This is a genomic window from Streptomyces sp. NPDC029526 (genome assembly GCF_040637405.1).
Taxonomy (GTDB): Bacteria; Actinomycetota; Actinomycetes; order Streptomycetales; family Streptomycetaceae; genus Streptomyces.
In genome coordinates this window covers 1-19,779 of record NZ_JBEZWE010000001.1, presented here as the reverse complement: position 1 = coordinate 19,779, position 19,779 = coordinate 1, and the positions used below count along the sequence as shown (strand labels likewise).

Annotated in this window: 17 protein-coding genes; 8 read left to right on the top strand and 9 right to left on the bottom strand. The window is 73.0% G+C overall.

Annotated elements, in window-relative coordinates:
- Positions 1-74: 74 nt before the first annotated feature.
- Together serB and AB0F01_RS00080 are read right to left on the bottom strand one after the other, a co-directional pair.
- Positions 75-1,283 (bottom strand): phosphoserine phosphatase SerB, encoded by a 1,209-nt coding sequence (gene serB / locus AB0F01_RS00085; protein WP_362088816.1) that lies wholly within the window; start codon positions 1,281-1,283, stop codon positions 75-77.
- 502 nt (positions 1,284-1,785) lie between these two features.
- Complete coding sequence (locus AB0F01_RS00080) at positions 1,786-4,284, bottom strand: streptophobe family protein (protein ID WP_362088815.1); 2,499 nt, start codon at positions 4,282-4,284, stop codon at positions 1,786-1,788.
- A 242-nt stretch (positions 4,285-4,526) separates the two neighbouring features.
- Between AB0F01_RS00080 and AB0F01_RS00075 the strand changes: the two genes are divergently transcribed.
- Positions 4,527-7,070: an FHA domain-containing protein gene (locus AB0F01_RS00075; protein ID WP_362090148.1), complete on the top strand. Its 2,544-nt coding sequence runs from the start codon at positions 4,527-4,529 to the stop codon at positions 7,068-7,070.
- Between the two features lie 122 nt (positions 7,071-7,192).
- Here the strand turns inward: AB0F01_RS00075 and AB0F01_RS00070 are convergent, their stop codons facing one another.
- The 3 genes from AB0F01_RS00070 to AB0F01_RS00060 all read right to left on the bottom strand — a co-directional run bounded on the left by AB0F01_RS00070 (position 7,193) and on the right by AB0F01_RS00060 (position 10,048).
- Positions 7,193-7,927: a transglycosylase SLT domain-containing protein gene (locus tag AB0F01_RS00070; protein ID WP_362088814.1), complete on the bottom strand. Its 735-nt coding sequence runs from the start codon at positions 7,925-7,927 to the stop codon at positions 7,193-7,195.
- Positions 7,928-8,300: 373 nt separating this feature from the next.
- Complete coding sequence (locus AB0F01_RS00065) at positions 8,301-9,353, bottom strand: S-adenosylmethionine:tRNA ribosyltransferase-isomerase (RefSeq protein WP_362088813.1); 1,053 nt, start codon at positions 9,351-9,353, stop codon at positions 8,301-8,303.
- Positions 9,350-10,048: an SDR family oxidoreductase gene (locus AB0F01_RS00060; RefSeq protein ID WP_362088812.1), complete on the bottom strand. Its 699-nt coding sequence runs from the start codon at positions 10,046-10,048 to the stop codon at positions 9,350-9,352. Before AB0F01_RS00060 ends, AB0F01_RS00065 begins: the two co-directional genes overlap by 4 nt.
- A gap of 252 nt (positions 10,049-10,300) precedes the next feature.
- Between AB0F01_RS00060 and AB0F01_RS00055 the strand changes: the two genes are divergently transcribed.
- The 3 genes from AB0F01_RS00055 (at position 10,301) to AB0F01_RS00045 (ending at position 12,481) form a co-directional block, all read left to right on the top strand.
- The gene (locus AB0F01_RS00055; protein ID WP_362088811.1) at positions 10,301-11,446 is read left to right on the top strand and encodes a GAF domain-containing sensor histidine kinase; all 1,146 of its coding nucleotides are present in this window, start codon (positions 10,301-10,303) and stop codon (positions 11,444-11,446) included.
- On the top strand, positions 11,439-12,080 hold the full coding sequence (locus tag AB0F01_RS00050; protein ID WP_362088810.1) for a response regulator transcription factor: 642 nt from the start codon (positions 11,439-11,441) through the stop codon (positions 12,078-12,080). Before AB0F01_RS00055 ends, AB0F01_RS00050 begins: the two co-directional genes overlap by 8 nt.
- 155 nt (positions 12,081-12,235) lie before the next feature.
- Positions 12,236-12,481, top strand: a complete 246-nt coding sequence (locus AB0F01_RS00045; RefSeq protein WP_362088809.1) for a chaplin — start codon at positions 12,236-12,238, stop codon at positions 12,479-12,481.
- A 361-nt stretch (positions 12,482-12,842) separates the two neighbouring features.
- On the opposite strand, the gene AB0F01_RS00040 is transcribed toward AB0F01_RS00045, so the two are convergent.
- Positions 12,843-13,631: a hypothetical protein gene (locus AB0F01_RS00040; protein WP_362088808.1), complete on the bottom strand. Its 789-nt coding sequence runs from the start codon at positions 13,629-13,631 to the stop codon at positions 12,843-12,845.
- Positions 13,632-13,825: 194 nt separating this feature from the next.
- Between AB0F01_RS00040 and AB0F01_RS00035 the strand changes: the two genes are divergently transcribed.
- From AB0F01_RS00035 to AB0F01_RS00025, 3 genes are all read left to right on the top strand, one after another.
- Positions 13,826-14,623 (top strand): ABC transporter ATP-binding protein, encoded by a 798-nt coding sequence (locus tag AB0F01_RS00035; protein WP_362088807.1) that lies wholly within the window; start codon positions 13,826-13,828, stop codon positions 14,621-14,623.
- 106 nt (positions 14,624-14,729) lie between these two features.
- Entirely contained in the window at positions 14,730-15,164 is a 435-nt protein-coding gene (locus tag AB0F01_RS00030; RefSeq protein WP_362088806.1) for an NfeD family protein, read from the top strand.
- A gap of 143 nt (positions 15,165-15,307) precedes the next feature.
- On the top strand, positions 15,308-16,270 hold the full coding sequence (locus AB0F01_RS00025; RefSeq protein WP_362088805.1) for an SPFH domain-containing protein: 963 nt from the start codon (positions 15,308-15,310) through the stop codon (positions 16,268-16,270).
- A 155-nt stretch (positions 16,271-16,425) separates the two neighbouring features.
- Here the strand turns inward: AB0F01_RS00025 and AB0F01_RS00020 are convergent, their stop codons facing one another.
- The 3 genes from AB0F01_RS00020 to AB0F01_RS00010 form a co-directional block, all read right to left on the bottom strand.
- A complete protein-coding gene (locus tag AB0F01_RS00020) occupies positions 16,426-16,932 on the bottom strand; it encodes an HNH endonuclease (RefSeq protein WP_362088804.1) in 507 nt (168 codons plus the stop codon).
- 207 nt (positions 16,933-17,139) lie between these two features.
- Entirely contained in the window at positions 17,140-17,679 is a 540-nt protein-coding gene (locus tag AB0F01_RS00015) for a YbhB/YbcL family Raf kinase inhibitor-like protein (protein WP_362090146.1), read from the bottom strand.
- Between the two features lie 51 nt (positions 17,680-17,730).
- On the bottom strand, positions 17,731-18,513 hold the full coding sequence (locus tag AB0F01_RS00010) for a sporulation protein (protein WP_362088803.1): 783 nt from the start codon (positions 18,511-18,513) through the stop codon (positions 17,731-17,733).
- Between the two features lie 193 nt (positions 18,514-18,706).
- Here AB0F01_RS00010 and AB0F01_RS00005 point away from each other — a divergent pair, with 193 nt between their 5' ends.
- Positions 18,707-19,348, top strand: a complete 642-nt coding sequence (locus AB0F01_RS00005) for a DNA-3-methyladenine glycosylase (protein WP_362088802.1) — start codon at positions 18,707-18,709, stop codon at positions 19,346-19,348.
- Positions 19,349-19,779: the final 431 nt, after the last annotated feature.

Here is a 19,779-nt window from a genome sequence, read left to right as displayed (position 1 = left end):
GCGTATCGTGCGTGTCCGGGCCGTGCCGTGTCCCGTGCGGCTGTCCGTGTGCGGTGGGGAGGGCGGCGATCCGCTCAGCCGAGGTCGATCGTGTCCGCCGCCTCGACCTCCTCGCGCGTGATGCCCAGCAGGTACAGCACCGTGTCCAGGAAGGGCACGTTGACCGCCGTGTGGGCCGCCTCGCGCACCACCGGCTTGGCGTTGAAGGCCACTCCGAGACCAGCCGCGTTCAGCATGTCCAGGTCGTTGGCGCCGTCGCCGATCGCCACCGTCTGGGAGAGCGGCACTCCCGCCTCCGCCGCGAAACGACGCAGCAGCCGTGCCTTGCCCGGCCGGTCGACGATCTCCCCGGTGACCCGGCCCGTCAGCTTCCCGTCGACGATCTCCAGCGTGTTCGCGTGGGCGAAGTCCAGCCCCAGCCGCTCCTTGAGATCGTCCGTGACCTGGGTGAACCCGCCGGACACCACGCCGACTTGGTACCCCAGCCGCTTGAGCGTGCGGATCAGGGTGCGCGCACCGGGCGTCAGCCGGACCTCGCTGCGCACCTTGTCCACCACGGACGCGTCCAGCCCCTCCAGCAGCGCCACCCGGGCGTGCAGGGACTGCTCGAAGTCCAACTCCCCGCGCATGGCCGCGGACGTCACGTCGGCCACTTTGTCCTCGCAGCCCGCGTGGGCGGCGAACAGCTCGATCACCTCGTCCTGGATGAGCGTCGAGTCCACGTCCATGACGACCAGGCGCTGCGCCCGCCGGTGCAACCCGGCCGCGACGACCGCCACGTCGACCCCGAGCCGTGCGGACTCGGTCACCAGCGCGGTGCGCAGCGGCTCGGTCTCCACCCCCGACACCGCGAACTCCACGGCGGTGACCGGGTACTTGGCGAGCCGGAAGATCCGGTCGATGTTGCCGCCGGCGTCGGTGATGCGGGCGGCGATCGACGCCGCCGCCTCGGAGGTGAGGGGATGGCCCAGCACGGTGATCAGGGAACGGCCCAGCCCGCGCGGACGGTTGTCGCCGATGCCGGAGATGATCTCCGCCTGCAGCTTCATCGACTCGGCCCAGCTGTGCACGGTGGCCCGCAGATTGCCCTCCAGGCCCCGGGGCGGCTCGGTCACGAGCGCGCACAGCACGATACGGCCACGGGTGACGACCTGCTCGATGTCGACGACGTCGACCGAGTAGGCGGCGAGGGTGTCGAAGAGGCCGGCCGTGATGCCCGGCCTGTCCTTGCCGAAGATCTTGACAAGGAGAGTGGGTACGTCGGTGGTCTGCGATGCGCTCATGGTGGTCTTACCGTATCCGGCACCCAGTGCCCCTCGCCGCCTCGGTCCGCCTGACGGACAGCCCGACGACCGGCGGGGCGGACAGCCCGACAGGCAGCCGGGCGCGAGCGCCGGAAGGGCGGCGAGGGCGGGCCCTCGGGGCAGCCGGCGCCTCGGGGGAGGACCAGCTGGGGGGAACGACGGGAGTGACGTGACCCGGGCCCCCGGCGGTGGCCGTGACCGCCGTCGGGGCCGCCGTCCGGGCCGTCGTCCGGGCCGTCGGTGACGGGGGAGCGTCCGGCCCGTCCGGCAGCAGTTTCCGCGGGCGGGGAGGGGACGCGGGCCGGGGAGCTGGGGGCCATGGGGCCATGGGGGCGAGGCCGTGGAGCCAGGAGGGCTGGAGGGTCGGGATGGGTCGCTCCGAGCCCGGGAAGAGGAGACGGGAGGTTCTCAGGACGCCGGGAGCCCCGCAGCAGCAGACCCTGCAGCGGAGCCCCGGAAGCGGCCGGCTCCAGCTCCCGGGTCAGCCCCGGCCGCCCGACCCGGGCGGTGCCGGGGGAGGGGGCGGTGGCGGAGGGGGTGGTCCGTCGTCCGGTCGCCGGGGGGTGCGCCTCCGTGCGGCGCCGCCCTGCGGTCCGCGCCGGGGCGGCTCGACGGGCCGGATCACGGTGGGCGCCCCGTGGACGTCGTCCTCGCCGGAGTTGCCAGGGCTATTGGAGCGGCTACGGGAATCGCCGGAGCTGCTGGAGTCGCCGGGGCCGCTGGAGCCTTCGGGAGGGGCGGGCTCCGCGGGATCCGGCCGAGTCCGGTCCGCGCCCGGCGGCCGGGGGCTCCCGGACGGTGGCGGGGGCACCCACGACGGCCGCCGGAATGACTTGGCACCGGCGTCCCCGTCGTCCCGCGGCCGAGCCTGTCGGGCCGGGTCCCCGGCGCCGTGCGCATCCGGCCAGGAAGGGGCTCCAGGGTCGTGCGCCTCGGGTCGGGGCGGGCCCCAGGCGCCGTGCGCCTCCGCTTGGCCTTGCGCCTCCGCTCGGCCCTCCGCTGGTGCGGGCCACCCGTCGGACGGCCGAGCGCCATGCGGCCCGCCGGTCTCCTCCGCCCCGGGCATCCGCAGATACGGGTTCGTGTCCGGGTTCGGCGGTCGGTAGGGCGTCCCCGGCGTGTACGGCCCGTGCCGCACCCCGCCCTCCCGGTCCTCGCCCTGCCCACCAGGCCCCGTAGACGCTTCGTCCGCCGCCGGGGCCTCACGGCGGCCGTCGTACCCCGCACCGTCCGCGGACCCCCCGGACCCCCGGGGCGACCCGGACCACCCGACCGGCCCGGATGCCCCAGACCCCGCGGACCCCCCGGCCTCCCGGGGCCACCCGGCCGGTCCGGCCGGCCCCCACCGCCCCGTTTGCCCGGACCCCCCAGCGACGACCGTACCCCTCGGGTTTCCCGCACCCCTCGCGTCTCCCGCGTCTCCCGCCCCCCTCGCGCCCCCCACACCCCCAGAGCCCACCACCCCCGCCCCGGCGTCGCCCCCCGTGGCCCCGATGCCACCCCGTGCCGCCGGGGCCGGTGCCGCCCGGGTGCCCGCCGCGCCGGCCGCACGGGCCAGCAGCGCCCCCGCGCCCCCGGCGACCGCGCCCCAGACGGCGCCCAGCAGCAGCGCCGTGGCCGTGTCACCGTGCAGCAGCAGCCCGGCGTCGAAGGCGTCGAAGCCGAGGACGGTCAGTGAGGCGTCGACGGACACCCGCGTCAGCCGTACCAGCACCGGGAGGGCGACGGCGCCGGCGGCGCCCAGGCGCAGGGCGCAGTGTCCGGCGAAGGCGGCCGGTGTCCCCACGACCGGTGTGCGCACCGCCGTCAGCACGCCCGCCAGCAGCATCGCCACGGCGGACGCGACGCCCAGCAGCCACACCCGCCCGTCGAGTTCGGCCAGCCGCCCCAGGGTGACGGACCCGCCGGACGTGCCGTGCAGCAGTTCGTCCAGCGGATGCGGCAGCACCCCGAGCAGTGCTCCGGACGCCCGTGCGTCCCAGGGCACGCCCAGGCCCAACGGCAGACCGAGCCCCACCCCGTTCGGCGCCCCGAGCAGCGCGGCCCCCACGATCCGCCGGGGCCGGTCGTCGCCCACGGCCGCGTACCCGGCCGCCGCGCACCCCGCCGCCACCGCCACCAGCAGCACCGTGACGAGGGCGGACACCGCCGGGCGCACCACCCGGTGCACCGCCGCCCACCCGTGCGGCAGGGGCGTACGGCGCGAGGCGGCCAGGGCGACGGCCGACACCCCGAACCCCCACAGCGCGGCGCCGAGCACCGTCGGCACCGCGTCGACGCGGTATCCCACCGCGACCTCCGCCCCCACGAGGTCAGCGGCTCCGTCCGGCGTCGCCCCGCCGGGCTCGCCGAGACCGCCCAGGCCAGGCAAGTCGATCCCGCCACCCGCGCCCGGATCGGGCAGACCGCCACTCCCGCCCCAATCGGGCAGACCGCCACCCTCGCCCCAGCCGGGCAGACCGCCGAGCCCGAGCGAGCCGCCGTCGACGATGATGACGTCGTCGCCCGCCCACACCAGGCCGCCCGCCACCGCCGCGCACAGCACGACCACCGCCCCGGCCCGGGCGGCCAGTTCGGCCACTGGGACCGTCCCTCCCACCCCCGCCGACCGCAGCGACCGCAGGAGGACGAGGGCCAGCAGCAGTGCGCCGGCCAGGCTCACGCCCAGTGGCGTGACCCCGAGCGCGGTGGTCGCCTCCGCGCCCGGCAGCCCGACCGCGGACACGTCGACCGGTCCGACCGCGGACACGTCCGCGGACGGCGTGACCGAGCCACCGGCCGCCATCGCCACCACCGCCGCCGTCATCGGCCCGAGGGCGCCCACCGCGTCCGCGTCCAGCAGGCGGAGGCCCAGCGCCGCGGTGCCGGCCATCCCGATCAGCGCCCAGCCGACCGCCGTGACCGCGCAGATCACGACGTCCGCCCAGGGCACCCGCCCGGCGCCCCGTTCCGCGGTGCCCGCACGCGTGGCAGCCCCCATGGCGAACCCCCCGGTCCCCGGCGCGGCACGGTTGCCGCGCATGTCCCCCTCGCCTGGATTACCACGCTCCGGGCCGATTTCAACCCCGTCGGCGTGATGGGTCGAAAAACGTTGGTGCGGGCTCGTGACAAGGCCCGACTTTCGGTCAGGGGGGCGACCCTGGAATAGTGCCCCCCGATGTTCGACATCCCTAGACTCCCTGCGACGGGGGAAATTCGGGGGACAACTCAGTGGGGCATGGAGTGCCGGAACTCGTACTGGAATCAAACGGACGTACCTGGACGCTCGATCCGTCCAGGACCTACGCCCTGGGACGCGATCCGCAGGGCGATGTCGTGCTCGACGACGCCAGGGTCTCCTGGCGGCACGCCACGATCAGCTTCAACGGCCACAGTTGGGTCATCGTGGACCACGGCAGCACCAACGGCACGTTCGTGCAGGGGCAGCGGATCCACCATCTGGAGGTCGGCTCCGACACGGCGCTGAATTTGGGCAACGCCACCGACGGCCCGCGCGTGACGCTGACCGGTGTCGGGGCGGCGTCGCACCAGGCGCCGCCGCAGCAGGCGCAGCCCCAGCAGCAGCCGTACGCGGCCCAGGGGGCTCCGGGTGCCCATCCGGGCTGGCAGCAGCAGGCGCCGCCGCAGCAGCCGCCCGCGCACGCCGGCCACCAGCAGCCGCAGCAGGGCGCGCCGCAGCAGCCCGCACCGCGGATCCCGCACCAGCAGAGCCCCGGCGGCGGACCCGGCGCGCCGGTCTACGGCGACCGCAGCCCGACCACGTTCCACCAGTTCTCCCTCGGCCGCGTGATGCGCATCGGCCGCGCCCTGGAGAACGACCTCGTCGTCTCCGACCTCCAGGTCTCCCGCAACCACGCCGAGTTCCACTCGACGCCCGACGGGCGCATGGAGATCCGTGACCTCGGCTCGCACAACGGCACGTACGTCAACGGTGTGCCGATCCCCAAGGGCGGCACGCAGCTGCTCGGCCCGACCGACATCGTCGGTGTGGGCCACTCGACGTTCCGGATCGTCGGGGACCGGCTGGAGGAGTTCGTCGACACCGGTGAGGTGTCCTTCTCCGCCCGTCACCTGACCGTCACCGTCGACGGCGGCAAGCAGATCCTCAAGGACGTCTCCTTCGGCGTGCCGGAGAAGTCACTGATCGCGGTCATCGGCCCCTCCGGCTCGGGCAAGTCGACCCTGCTCAAGGCGCTCACCGGCTACCGCCCCGCGAACCAGGGCGAGGTCCTCTACGACAACCGCGACCTCTACAAGCAGTTCGCCGAGCTGCGCCAGCGCATCGGTCTGGTCCCGCAGGACGACATCCTGCACAAGGAACTGAGCGTCAAGAAGGCCCTCACCTACGCGGCGAAGCTGCGCTTCCCGGCCGACACCACGGCGGCCGAGCGGGCGTCCCGCATCGACGAGGTGCTGCGCGAGCTGAAGCTGGACATCCACAAGGACAAGAAGGTCACCTCCCTGTCCGGCGGCCAGCGCAAGCGCGTGTCGGTGGCGCTGGAGCTGCTGACCAAGCCCTCGCTGATCTTCCTGGACGAGCCGACGTCCGGTCTCGACCCGGGCATGGACCGTGACGTGATGCAGCTGCTGCGCGGCCTCGCCGACGACGGCCGCACGGTGCTGGTCGTCACCCACTCGGTGGCCGAGCTGGCGATCTGCGACAAGCTGCTGGTGATGGCGCCGGGCGGCTCGGTGGCCTACTTCGGTCCGCCCGAGGAGGCGCTGAACTTCTTCGGCTACGACACCTGGGCCGACGTCTTCTCCGCCTTCGAGAACTACCGCGACTACGACTGGGCGGGCCGCTGGAAGGGTTCGCAGCACTACCAGATGTACGCGGCGGACATCGACGCGGTGGCCCCGCAGTCCGTACAGGTCCCGGCGATGCAGGCGATGAAGCCGCCGAAGCCGCAGGGCTGGATGTCGCAGTTCGCCACCCTGGTGCGCCGCTACGTCTCGGTGATCGCCTCGGACAAGGGCTTCCTCGCGCTGATGGTGATCCTGCCGGCGGTGCTCGGCGCGGTCAGCCTGCTCATCGACGCGGACAAGGGCCTCCTGCCGAACCCGCCCAACCCGCAGACCGGCCGGATCGTCCCGAACGGTACGGCGACGACGGTGCTGCTGATCCTGGCGGTCGGCGCCTGCTTCGCGGGCGCGGCGAACTCCGTGCGCGAGCTGATCAAGGAGCGGGTCATCTACGAGCGGGAGCGCGCCACCGGCCTGTCCCGCTCGGCGTACCTGATGTCCAAGGTGTTCGTGCTCGGCATGATCACGGTGTTCCAGGGTCTGCTGGTCGGCGTGATCGGCTTCTCCAGCCGGGAGCTGCCGGAGGAGGGCCTGGTCCTCGGGGGCTTCACGCTGTTGGAGCTCTCCCTGCCGATCATGGCGCTCGGCTTCACCTCGATGATGTTCGGCCTGATCATCTCCTCGCTGGTGAAGACCGCCGAGAAGACCATGCCGCTGCTGGTGATGTTCGCGATCATCCAGGTGGTGTTCACGGGCTGTCTCTTCGCGCTGCACGGCTCGATCGGCGTCAACCAGTTCTCGTTCCTGATGCCGTCCCGCTGGGCGGTCGCCGCGGCGGGCGCCACGCTGGACTTCAACCGGATCAGCCCGCCGGAGACGCCCGGCGACACCGACCCGCTGTGGGAGCACACGGTCGGCGCGTGGGCGATGGACATGGGCGCGCTCATCGTGCTCGGCGTGATCTGCGGGTTCTTCGTGGCCCGCTTCCTGCGCCGCCACGAGCCGGAGGTCATGCGGAAGTAGCCGCTGCCGCGTCCCGGCTCCACGACGCCACGATGCCCGAAGGGCGGCACCCGGTCAGGAGGGTGCCGCCCTTCGGCGTGTGCGTGCGCGTCGGACGCGAGGTACAGAGGTCCGCGCCGACCTCAGTACGCGCTGTCGACGTTGTCCATGGTGCCGTAGCGGTCCGCCGCGTAGTTGCAGGCGGCCGTGATGTTGGCGACCGGGTCGTAGATGTTCTTCGAGGTGCCCGGGACGTGGTAGGCCTCGAACGTCGGCGGGATCACCTGCAGCAGGCCCTTGGACGGGATGCCGTTCTTGGCGTTGATGTCCCAGAGGTTGATCGCGTTGGGGTTGCCGGAGGACTCGCGGATGATGTTGCGGTGGATGCCCTCGTAGGAGCCGGGGATCCCGTGCTTCTTCATGATGTCGAGGGACTCGCGGATCCAGCCGTCGAGGTTGTTCGCGTAGGTCTTCTTGGCGGCCTTCTTCACCTGCGTGCGCTCGGCGGCGCGGCTGGCGCTCTCCTGGGCCTGGCGGGCCTTCTCCGCCTTCTTCGCGGCGGCGGCCTTCTTCTTCGCGGCGGCCTGGGCCTTCGCGTGGGCCTCGGCCTTCTTCTTCGCCGCGATCTGCTCGGCCTTCACGCTGGCGCCCGCGAGCTGGTCGGTGACGCTGGCCTTGACGTCGGTGATCTGCTCGGTGCTGTAGGCCACCTCGGCTGCCGGAGCAGCTGCCTCGCTCGAGACGGTCGTCGACGCGTCGCTCGGCACGGCCGAGATCCCGATCGCGGCGGCACCGAGGGCGGCGACACCGGCGGCGGCGATCTTGTGATGGCGGCTCAGGGCGCGACTGTGACCACGGGTGAGGATGTTCTTCGGCATGGGGGGTTGGACCTCTTCGAATAGCGCGGAGGTCGCTCGGGGTCCGGTGGGGACAGTGGTGCTTCCGGCACGAACGCCGCGGGCAAGACCCACGGCGCTGAGCGACGGCAGCCATTCTTAGCGGCCGCAAAATGGGGTGGCAAAGGTGTGACGTACGAAGCCGGGTAGTGGACCCGGTAGGGGTAAATCGGTACAAGCTGGACTGAACGGGCCGCTCACGTGGGCGGTATGTATCTCCTACTCCCGTTCGTACGTGATGTGCGCCCTATGCCCGGCCTCACATCGGACCCTCTCCCTTCTCACACGCAGTTGCTGACGCAATGCACTGGGTGAGGTGTTCGCGGGCGGCCCCCCGCGACGTGCCCGCGCCCCTCTACGGCAGCGTCCGCGGCAGGAGCAGGTGCACGTCCCCGAACTCGTGCCACAGGTACCGCGCGCGCAAGGCCTCCTCGTAACCCCGCGCCACCGCCTCCCGCCCGGCGACCGCCTCCAGCATCAGCAGGTGCGACGCCTCCGGCTCGTGCAGCCCCGTCAGCAGCCCGTCCACCACCCGCACCCCGCGGGCCGGCGTCACCACCAGGTCCGTCCAGCCCGCACGGGCCCGCACCACACCGTCCGCACCGGCCGCCGACTCCAGCGCCCGCACCGCCGTCGTCCCCACCGCGACCACCCGCCCGCCGCGCGCCCGCACCGCGTTGACCAGCCACGCCGACGCCTCCGGCACCTCGAACCGCTCCGGGTACGGCGGCTCGTGCACCTCCGCCGACGCCACCCCGGTGTCCAGCCGGACCGGGGCGAAGGCCACCCCCCGGCTCACCAGCTCCGCCACCAGGGCCGCGGTGAACGGGCGACCCGCACTCGGCATCTCCGCACTGCCCGCCCCGTCCGGCGACGGCAGCGCGAACACCGTCCGGTACGCCGACAGCGGCTGGTCCCGTTCCGTGTACGCGTACCGGATCGGCCGCCCGTACTCCCGCAGCAGCCCGAGGACGTCCCGGCTCACCCGCGCCCACCACAACCGGTCGCCCCGGGTGCTCAGCGGCTCCTCCAGCACCAGCCGCGCCCCGCCCGGCAGCCGCACCCCCGTCCCCGCGCGCCGCGCGGCACGCGGGCGGGTGGTGCCCCGCCCGTCCGGCTCCCGCAGCTCCACCGCCCAGCGGCCGTCGTCACCGCGCGTGGAGAAGTGCACCACCACCCGCTCGCCGCCCGTCCGCCCGTCGACGGCCGCCGCCAGGGTCGGCGAGGTGTTCACCACCAGCAGGTCCCCGGCCCGCAGCAGCCGCCCCAGCTCCCCGAAGGCATGGTGCGTCACCCGCGTCCCCCGGGAGACCAGCAGCCGCACGGAGTCCCGGCCGAGCCCCGGCCCCCGCTGCTCCGCCGGCACCCGGGCCGACAGCTCCGCGGGCACCCGCACCGCCACGGTCACGGCCGGACCCCCGCGAGCGCCGCCGCCGCGTACCGCCCGCTCGCCGGCCGCTCGTCCAGCAGCCGCAGGAAGGCGGGCACCACCCCGGACGGCTCCGGCCGCGGCGCGTCGTCGTCCGGCACGGCCGCCGCGTACAGGTCCGTCGCCATGTCCCCCGGGTCCACCGCCCACACCCGCAGCCCGGGCTCCTCCACCCCCAGCACCGCCGCCAGGTGGTCCAGCGCCGCCTTGGACGCCCCGTACCCGCCCCACTCCGGGTACGCCTCGACGGCGGCGTCCGAACTCACCGTGATCACCGTGCCCTCCCGGGACACCCGCAGCAGCGGCAGCGCCTCCCGCACCAGCCCCAGCGCCGCCACCAGGTTCACCTCCAGCGCCCGCCGCAGCCCGTCCAGCGGCAACCGCTCCAACGGCACGAGCGGCTCCGCCCCCAGCGCGCTCGCGTTGTGCACCAGCAGGTCCGCCCCGCCCAGCCGCCGGGCCGCCGCCACCAGCTCCGCGCGGTGCCCGGCGTCCGCCACGTCACCCGCCAGGGCGGTCACGCGCGTGCCGTGCGCGGACACCCGCCGGGCCGCCTCCGCCAGCGGCCCCGGACTCCGCGCGTCGAGCACCAGGTCCCAGCCGCGCTGCGCCAGCGCCCCCGCCAGCGCCCGCCCCAGCCCCTTCGACGCCCCCGTGATGATCGCCACCGGCATGTCGTTCCCCTCTCGTCGTGCGCCGCTCGGACGGCGTGATCACAACGTAGGGACGGCGCCGCCCGCCCCGCCTCGGACGGGGGACGCACTCCGCCGCGTCCGTTCGCCCTACACCGCGCGCCCCGGGCCCCCGGCCCTACGCCCCGCCCCGCGACCGGCCCCGGATCCGCCCCGCGACCTAGGTCCCGGGGCCCCCGGCGGGGGACCGCCGGGCCGATCCGGGGCGCCGGCGCCCGCCGGTACCGTGAGGACATGAGCCACCGTCCCCGGTCCGGCCTCGCCGCGGTCAGTTCCGCGCTGCTGGCCATGAGCAGGCACCTGGAGGTGCGCGACGTCCTCAAGACGATCGTCGCCTCGGCCCGCGAACTGCTCGACGCGCAGTACGCCGCGCTCGGCGTGCCCGACGACCACGGCGGCTTCGCCCAGTTCGTCGTCGACGGCGTCAGCGAGGCCCAGTGGAAGGCCATCGGCCCCCTCCCGCGCCGGCACGGCATCCTCGCCGCGATGCTCGACGAGGCCACCCCCCAGCGCCTCGCCGACGTGCGCCGGGACCCCCGCTTCGAGGGCTGGCCCAGCGCCCACCCCGACCTGGTCGACTTCCTCGGCCTGCCCGTCCGCGACGGCGACGAGGTCATCGGCGCCCTCTTCCTGGCCAACAAGAACTGCCCCAAACCCGAGGGCACCTGTGGCTTCACCGAGGACGACGAGGAACTGCTCGGCATCCTCGCCCAGCACGCGGCGATCGCGCTCACCAACGCCCGCCTCTACGAACGCAGCCGCGAGCTGACCATCGCCGAGGAGCGCTCCCGGCTGGCCCACGAACTGCACGACGCCGTCAGCCAGAAGCTGTTCTCCCTGCGCCTGACCGCCCAGGCCGCCGCCCGCCTCGTCGACCGCGACCCCTCCCGGGCCAAGGGCGAACTCCAGCAGGTGGCGGCCCTCGCCGCCGAGGCCGCCGACGAACTGCGGGCCGCCGTCGTCGAGCTGCGCCCGGCGGCCCTGGACGAGGACGGACTCGTCGCCACCCTTCGCACCCAGGTCCAGGTCCTCGACCGCGCCCACACCGCCCGGGTCACCTTCACCGCCCACGGCGTACGGGCCCTGCCCGCCGCCCAGGAGGAGGCGGTGCTGCGCGTGGCCCAGGAAGCCCTGCACAACGCCCTGCGGCACGCGGACGCCGACCGGGTCGACGTCACCCTGGAGCGGCGGGGCGCCGGCGCCGTCCTGCGGGTCACCGACGACGGCGACGGCTTCGACCCGCGCCTCGTCCGCCGTGCCGGACGCCACCTCGGACTGGTCTCCATGCGGGACCGGGCGAGCGGCGCCGGCGGCAGCCTCGGCGTGACGTCCGAGCCCGGCAAGGGCACCACGATCGAGATGGAGGTCCCCGGTGGCTGACGCAATCAGGGTGCTCCTGGTCGACGACCACCAGGTGGTCCGCCGGGGACTGCGCACCTTCCTGGAGGTGCAGGACGACATCGAGGTCGTCGGGGAGGCCGCGGACGGCGCCGAGGGCGTCGCCCTCGCCGGGGAGCTGCGGCCGGACGTCATCCTCATGGACGTGAAGATGCCCGGCATGGACGGCGTGGAGGCGCTGCGCCGACTGCGCGAGCTGGACCACCCCGCCCGCGTGCTGGTCGTCACCAGCTTCACCGAGCAGCGCACGGTGGTCCCGGCCCTGCGCGCGGGCGCCGCCGGATACGTCTACAAGGACGTCGACCCCGACGCCCTGGCCGGCGCCATCCGCTCCGTGCACGCCGGGCACGTGCTGCTCCAGGCGGAAGTGGCCGGCGCGCTCCTGGCGCAGGAGGACACCGGGCCGGGGCACGGCCGGGCGGGCTCGCTCACCGACCGGGAGCGCGAGGTGCTCGGGCTGATCGCGGACGGCCGCTCCAACCGCGAGATCGCCCGCGCCCTGGTGCTCTCCGAGAAGACGGTGAAGACGCACGTCTCCAACATCCTCATGAAGCTGGACCTCGCGGACCGCACCCAGGCCGCCCTGTGGGCGGTACGGCACGGAGTGACCGGCTGACCCGCTACGCCCCGGCCGGGCGGATGGTTCCCCTCCGGTGAGAGATTCATACCGTCGTGGGAATGTCCCCCGGATGGCGCATCCTTCTCCGGCCCTCGGCGTTGCTCAGTGCGTGCCGCGGCGCCTGCCGCGGCCTCGCAAGGAGGGGTTGGAAAGTGAAGAACCTGAAGAAGGCAGCGGCCGTCACGATGATCGCCGGCGGTCTGCTCGCCGCCGGCACGGGCATGGCCTCCGCCACGGACGGCGCCCACGCCGACGGCATCGCGGCCGGCTCCCCGGGCGTCGTCTCGGGCAACGTCATCCAGGTCCCGGTCGACGTCCCGGTCAACGTCTCCGGCAACACCGTCAACGTCATCGGCCTGCTGAACCCGGCCTTCGGCAACCTGGCCGTCAACCACTGACGCGCCCCGTACCGACGAGGTGACCTCCGGCCTCCCGGCCCCACCCGGGAGGCCGTCCGCGTCCGTGCCGACGCCGGCCCGCCCTCGCGTCGGCGCCGGCCGTGCTCCGCCGCGGCGCCCGTGCGCCGGCGTCCGCGTCCGTCGCCGCCGATGCTTCCGCGCCCACGCCGTCGTCCTGGCGGGCGCCCACGCCGTGCGGTGCGTGCCGGGCCACGCCCCGGAAGCGGCCACCGATCGGCAGGCCCCGGGTCCGCGTGCCCCGTCCGCGGCCCGCACGCCCTGACGCACGGCTCGCGCGCCCTCGGCCGCGGCCCACGCATCCCGCTCCACGCCCCCGCGGGCGGCCGAGGCCCGGCCCCGCTCAGCGGACGCCGCGCTCGCGCTCCTCCACCGCCGCGTTGTACGCGGCGACCTGCGCCCGCCGCGCCGTCCGCTCCACCGGCCGCAGCGCCGACCCGCGCGCCGCCATCTCCGCCGCGCTCACCGCGCCCCCGTGCCCGTGGGTCCCCGCCAGCGCCACCAGCGCCCCGACCCGCTGCGCCAGCTCCAGCACCCGCACCGCCCGCGGCGGGTACCCCGGCGCCAGCACCTCCCGCCCGCGCTCCGCCCGCGCCCGGTAGGCGTCGATCGCCGCCTCGGCCACCGGCCCCGACCCGGCCACGTCCAGCCGCGTCAGCACCTCCGTCGCCTCCCGCAGCGCCTCCGCCAGCTCCCGCTCCGCCTCACCCAGCGACGGCACGTCGGCGGGCGGCGCCTCCCGCACCGCGAGACAGTGCCAGACGACCTCCACGTGCACATCACCCTCGGGCCCCGCCTCGGCGACCTCCGGCACCAGACCCAGCGCGGCCCCGTGGCAGACCACCGCCTCCCCGGCCTCCAGCGCCCGCGCGTTGAACTCCGGCGGCCCGCTCAGCCCCAGGGGATGCCCCGCCGCCGGCAGCGCGACCCGCAGGCCGGTCACCCCCAGCGACCGCAGCCGCCCCAGCGCCAGCGTCAGCCCCACCGGGACCGGCTCGCCCGGCAGCCCCGCCACCCGGTGCACGGCGTCCTCGCCGACGATCTCCCCTACGGCGTCATCCGGCGGGACAAGTCCGGCAAGAAGGGCATTTCCCCATGCGGCGAGGCGTCCAGAGCGTGGTTCCGACAGCATCCCCCCACCTTAGGCGGGCCCCCGGCCCACCGCGGCAGGCCCGCGAGCGGCCCGAGTACCGGACCGAGGGACCGCCCCGCCCGGCCGGTGGCGTAGATTTCAGGGAGGGCTGCGCCCGATCGGCGCGGCGGACCGAGCCACTGGCGTAAGCGACTGCCGAGACCGGCCACACTGCAAGGGGAGACAACGCGCTCATGAGCGATGTTCTGGAGCTTCAGGACGTATCCGTGGTCCGCGAGGGCCGGGCTCTGGTGGACCAGGTCTCCTGGTCGGTCAAGGAGGGGGAGCGCTGGGTCATCCTCGGCCCCAACGGAGCCGGCAAGACCACCCTCCTCAATATCGCGTCCAGCTACCTCTACCCCAGCAAGGGCACCGCCACCATCCTCGGCGAGACCCTCGGCAGGCCCGGCACGGACGTCTTCGAGCTGCGCCCCCGCATCGGCATGGCCGGCCTCGCCATGGCCGACAAGCTCCCCAAGAAGCAGACGGTCCTGCAGACCGTGCTCACCGCCGCCTACGGCATGACCGCCGGCTGGCAGGAGGAGTACGAGGACATCGACGAGCAGCGCGCCCGCGCCTTCCTCGACCGCCTCGGCATGTCCGAATACCTCGACCGCAGGTTCGGCACCCTCTCCGAGGGCGAGCGCAAGCGCACCCTCATCGCCCGCGCCCTCATGACCGACCCCGAGCTGCTGCTCCTCGACGAGCCCGCCGCCGGCCTCGACCTCGGCGGCCGTGAGGACCTCGTCCGCCGGCTCGGCCGCCTCGCCCGCGACCCGATCGCCCCGTCCATGATCATGGTGACCCACCACGTCGAGGAGATCGCCCCCGGCTTCACCCACGTCCTGATGATCCGTCAGGGCAAGGTGCTCGCCGCCGGCCCGCTGGAGCTCGAACTCACCTCCCGCAACCTCTCCCTCTGCTTCGGGCTGCCCCTCGTGGTCGAACAGGTCGGCGACCGCTGGACCGCCCAGGGCCTCCCGATGGGCTGAGCGGCACCCCACCGTCCGTCAAGGCCCCTGCCCCTGAACCGTTTTCGGCCGACTTCGGGCAACCGGCGCCCTGTCGGCGACGGGTGTGCGGTCCTACCATGACCATGTGGACATCGACGCATGGTTGTGGTGGCTGATCGGCGCGGCAGGACTCGGCATCGCCCTGGTGATCACCGCGATGCCCGAACTCGGCATGCTCGCGGTGGGAGCCGTGGCCGCGGCCGTGACCTCCGGCATCTTCGGCGGCGGCGCGGTCGCCCAGGTCGTCGTCTTCACCGTCGTCTCGACCGCCCTGATCGCCGTGGTGCGGCCCATCGCGAACCGGCACCGTGCCGGACGCCCACCCCAACTCTCCACGGGCGTCGACGCCCTGAAGGGCAGACAGGCCGTCGTCCTGGAACGCGTCGACCGCTCCGGCGGACGCATCAAGCTCGCCGGCGAGGTCTGGTCCGCCCGCGCGCTGGAGGCCGACCACGCCTACGAGGTCGGCCAGGAAGTGGACGTCGTCGACATCGAGGGAGCCACGGCCATCGTCATGTGACCGGTCCTGCGACCTCACACGACGCAACTGGGCCGATACGGTCCCGAGTTGCTCCGCGGTCTGACAGACTCGACCAGCAAGATCTTTCCAGGCACACGACCTGCCGAAGGCGCCGAGGCGAAGAAGGGTACGGGGAACCGTCGATGGAACCGATCATCATCGTCCTGATCATCCTGGTGGTGTTGGTCTTCATCGCCCTGATCAAGACCATCCAGGTCATCCCGCAGGCCAGCGCCGCCATCGTCGAGCGCTTCGGCCGCTACACACGGACCCTGAACGCGGGCCTGAACATCGTCGTCCCGTTCATCGACACCATCCGCAACCGCATCGACCTGCGCGAACAGGTCGTCCCCTTCCCGCCCCAGCCGGTCATCACCCAGGACAACCTGGTCGTCAACATCGACACCGTCATCTACTACCAGGTGACCGACGCGCGGGCCGCGACCTACGAGGTGGCCAGCTACATCCAGGCCATCGAGCAGCTCACCGTCACCACCCTGCGCAACATCATCGGCGGCATGGACCTGGAGCGGACCCTGACCTCCCGCGAGGAGATCAACGCCGCCCTGCGCGGCGTCCTCGACGAGGCCACCGGCAAGTGGGGCATCCGCGTCAACCGCGTCGAACTCAAGGCCATCGAACCGCCCACCTCCATCCAGGACTCGATGGAGAAGCAGATGCGCGCCGACCGCGACAAGCGCGCCGCGATCCTCCAGGCCGAGGGCGTACGCCAGTCCGAGATCCTGCGCGCCGAGGGCGAGAAGCAGTCCCAGATCCTGCGCGCCGAGGGCGAGGCCAAGGCCGCCGCCCTGCGGGCCGAGGGCGAGGCCCAGGCAGTGCGCACCGTCTTCGAGGCCATCCACGCCGGAGACCCGGACCAGAAGCTGCTGTCCTACCAGTACCTCCAGATGCTCCCGAAGATCGCCGAGGGCGACGCCAACAAGCTCTGGATCGTGCCCAGCGAGATCGGCGACGCCCTGAAGGGCCTCTCCGGCGCGGTGGGCAACTTCGGCGCCATGGGCGGCGGCGGGACGAGCGGCAACGGCGGCGGCTCCACCGGCAGCGTCCCGGCCCAGGAACGCCGCGAGAAGCCCTCCATCGACTGACCCGGCCCGCCTCCTCCCGGCCGGTACTACCGCGTCCTGGCGCTCCCCGCACCGATCAGGGTGCGGGGAGCCCGTACGTGGAGGGCAGCCGACGCCGGTCGCCCCCGCGGACACACCTCGGGCGGCGAGGGGCGTCCGTGGTAGCGCACACCTGCCTACGCGGCGTCCACCGTCAGCCACTCCGGAAGCGCCTCGAACTCGGCGGCCCCCAGCGCCAGCAGCATCGCGTCGGCGGGCGTCGGCTCGAACGGCTCGCGCAGCAGCGGCATCCCCGCCTGCTCCGGCGTCCGGTTCGCCTTGCGGTGGTTGTCCTCCGCACACGACGCCACCGTGTTCAGCCAGGTGTCCTGACCCCCATGGGACCGCGGCACCACGTGGTCCACGGTCGTCGCCCTCCGCCCGCAGTACGCGCACCGGTGACGGTCCCGCACCAGCACGCCCCGCCGGGACCAGGGCGCCCGTCTTCGGAACGGCACCCGCACGTAGTGGCAGAGCCTGATCACCCGGGGCGCCGGTATGTCGACCGCGGCTCCCCGCATGCGCAGTTCGGGGTGGGCCTGCTCGACGACGGCCTTGTCCTGGAGCACCAGAACGACGGCTCGGTTCAGCGTCACCGTCGACAGCGGCTCGAAGCTCGCGTTCAGTACCAGCGTGTCCCGCATACCAGCCCACCTCCTGTGCGCACCGGCCCACCCCCTGGCGGGCTGGGGTCAACTCTGGCCGGGCACGCCGAGATGGACAACGCAATATCCGCTGCTCCACGGGAGGCTTCCGGCACCTCCCGAGACAGAAAATGCCCGCCCCTGGTCAATTCCAAGACCAGGGGCGGGCAAACGTTCCGTGAACGCGGGGATCCGTTCAGGATCCCGTCAGGATTCGGCGGCCACCTCGTACTCGGCGATCAGGTGCGCTCGCGCGAGCGTGTGGAAACGCAGGTTGAAGCCCACGGCGGCGGGAGTGGCGTCCGCGTCCGGGCCGAGCTTCTCCTGGTCCACGGCGTACACCGTGAACACGTACCGGTGCGGACCGTCGCCGGGCGGCGGAGCGGCACCGCCGAAGTCGCGGCTGCCGTAGTCGTTGCGCACGTGCACCGCGCCCTCGGGCAGACCCTCGAACTTCCCACTGCCCGCACCCGTCGGCAACTCGGTCACCGAGGCCGGGATGTCGAACACCACCCAGTGCCAGAAACCGCTGCCCGTCGGCGCGTCCGGGTCGAAGCACGTCACCGCGAAGCTCCGGGTCCCCTCCGGGAAACCCTCCCACCGCAGATGCGGCGAGGTGTTCCCGCCGGCGTGGACCTGGGCGTCCCCCAGCGTCGCCCCGTCCTTGACGTCCTCACTCGTCACCGTGAAGGACGGCACGGGCGGATGGAAGTCGTGGGGCAGCGGCCGCCGCGCGAGCTCGGTCACCTGGGTCACCTCGGTACCTCCTGAATCGTCAGCCTTCGGTCACCACCGAGCCTAGAACCAGTTGCGCTTGCTGCCGACCTCCGACAGCCACTGGTTCAGGTACGCGGCCCAGTCGGTGCCCTGGTAGTCGTTCAGGCCCACGGTGAAGGAACGGAAGGTGTCGCTGCCCTCGCTGAACAGCCCGGGCTTCTTGTCCATCTCCAGCACGACGTCCATGGCCTGCTCGTCGGCCACGAAGCTCAGCTCGACCTGGTTCAGCCCGCGGTACTGCTGCGGCGGGAAGAACTCGATCTCCTGGTAGAACGGCAGCTTCTGCCGCGTCCCGCGGATGTGGCCGCGCTCCATGTCGGCGCTCTTGAAGCGGAAGCCCAGCTGGATGAACGCGTCCAGGATCGCCTTCTGCGCCGGCAGCGGGTGCACGTTGATCGGGTCCAGGTCACCGGAGTCGACCGCACGCGCGATCTCCAGCTCGGTGCTCACCCCGATGTTCATCCCGCGCAGGGCCTGACCGTCGATCATCGTGACCGGCGTCTCCCACGGGATCTCCAGACCGAACGGCACCGCGTGCACCGCCCCCGCCTGCAGCTCGAACGCGCCCCCGAGCCGCGACTTGGTGAACTCGATGTCCTGCTTGTACTCCTGGTCGCCGCTCTCCACCTCGACCTTGGCCTGGAGCCCGACCGACAGCGCCTCGATCTGCTGGTTCACCGAGCCGCCCTGGATCCGCACCTCACCCTGGACGACGCCGCCCGGCACGACGTTGACCTCGTGCAGCACCGTCTCGACCGATGCGCCCCCGGCCCCCAGGCTCGCGAGCAGCTTCTTGAACGCCATGTGTCTCCCCTTGTCGCCCTGCGGCTTGTGTGGCCCGTGGCTCGTCCGTGTCCTGAGGACCGTCGTGTCGTGCGGACCGTCGCTCCATAACAACGCGATCGGGCCGTGACCGGTTCCGTGGACGTCACCCTGACAAGAACGGCGCCCCCTGACCACCCCGCGGCACGAGCCGCCTCCAGTACCCTCGGACGGCATGATCGCGACCCCCGACCGTACGCCTCTGCCCAGAGAGTTCTTCGACCGCCCCGTCCTCGACGTGGCCCCCGACCTCCTGGGCCGGATCGTCGTACGCAGCACTCCGGACGGTCCGATCGCGCTCCGCCTGACCGAGGTCGAGGCGTACGACGGCGAGAACGACCCCGGCTCGCACGCCTACCGGGGCCGCACCGCACGCAACGCCGTGATGTTCGGCCCGCCCGGCCACGTCTACGTCTACTTCACGTACGGCATGTGGTTCTGCATGAATCTGGTCTGCGGCCCCGAGGACCGTGCCGGCGGTGTCCTGCTGCGCGCCGGGGAGATCGTGGAGGGCGCGGAACTCGCCCGAGCCCGTCGCCTCTCGGCCCGCAACGACAAGGAACTGGCCAAGGGTCCCGCCCGCCTCGCCACGGCACTCGGGGTCGACCGCTCCTTCGACGGCACGGACGCCTGCGCCCCGCACGACACCCCGCTGAGGGTGCTCGGCGGGCAGCCCGTCCCGGCCCACCAGGTGCGCAACGGACGCCGCACCGGAGTGGCCGGCGAGGGGGCCGTGCACCCGTGGCGCTACTGGATCGCGGACGACCCGACCGTGAGCCCGTACCGCGCCCACGTGCCGAGGCGCCGCCGAAGTTGACTCGGCCCAGCGGGACGCGTAATGTACTCCGGGCCGCTTGAACCGGGTACGGCGATCGCCTGCAGCCGGAAGCGGCCAACCCACTACCTACGATCACCCCTCGGCGGGGTCGAATTCGTCATGTTCCCATGCCCGAATTCGAATCCGCAGGGCCCGATTATGAATCGGGCCGGGATATCGGTTAACGTAGTGATCGTCGAAAGGTCGACGGGCGAAAGCCCACGGACCGACGGCAACCCCGCTGACTGGGGGTCAGGTCGAGAAAAGGATCTGATAGAGTCGGAAACGCAAGACCGAAGGGAAGTGCCCGGAGGAAAGCCCGAGAGGGTGAGTACGAAGGAAGCGTCCGTTCCTTGAGAACTCAACAGCGTGCCAAAAGTCAACGCCAGATATGTTGATACCCCGTCTCCAGCATCAGCTGGGGCGAGGTT